Source organism: Mesorhizobium sp. M7A.F.Ca.US.014.04.1.1 (genome assembly GCF_003998745.1).
GTDB lineage: Bacteria > Pseudomonadota > Alphaproteobacteria > Rhizobiales > Rhizobiaceae > Mesorhizobium > Mesorhizobium ciceri.
Genome location: NZ_RZRW01001385.1, coordinates 1 through 553 on the forward strand (window position 1 = coordinate 1; position 553 = coordinate 553).

The 553-nt window shown below is 66.4% G+C and carries 1 protein-coding gene; it reads left to right on the plus strand.

All coding sequences use genetic code 11. From position 1 onward, the window contains the following. The coding region (locus tag EOA22_RS36685) for an AraC family ligand binding domain-containing protein (RefSeq protein WP_164756339.1) at positions 1-553 on the plus strand (553 nt) is incomplete at both ends.

Sequence of the window (553 nt, forward strand, 5' to 3'; positions counted from 1 at the left end):
CCACAGCACCGCCACAGCCGCAGCCAGCTCTTGCATGCGCTTGTCGGCGTGGTGCTGGTGACGACACGCTACGGGCGCTGGATGGTGCCGCCCGACCACGCGATGTGGATTCCAGCCGGCACCGAGCATTCCGTCGAGATGCTGGGCGACGTCTCGATGCGTTCGGTTTATGTCATGCCACAGGCGATCCCCGGGCTGCCCGAAGGCTTGCGCGTCGTCGGCGTCACCGACCTGATGCACAGCCTGATCGTGGAATCGGAGAAGCTCCCGCAAGGCGGCGTTCTGGAAGGACGCGGTGGGCTGATCATGAACCTTCTGCTGCACGAAATCCCGACCTTGCCGGAACGGCCTCTCGGGCTGCCATTTCCGTCCGATCCAAGATTGTCGGCGCTGTGCCGACGCTTCGTCGCAGCACCGTCGCCGCATGCGACCATCGACGAGTGGGCCGATGCAGCCGGCATGAGCCGCCGTTCCTTCACGCGCGCCTTCCAGCGCCAGACCGGCAAGCGCATGCAAGAGCTGGCTGCGGCTGTGGCGGTGCTGTGGGACGCGG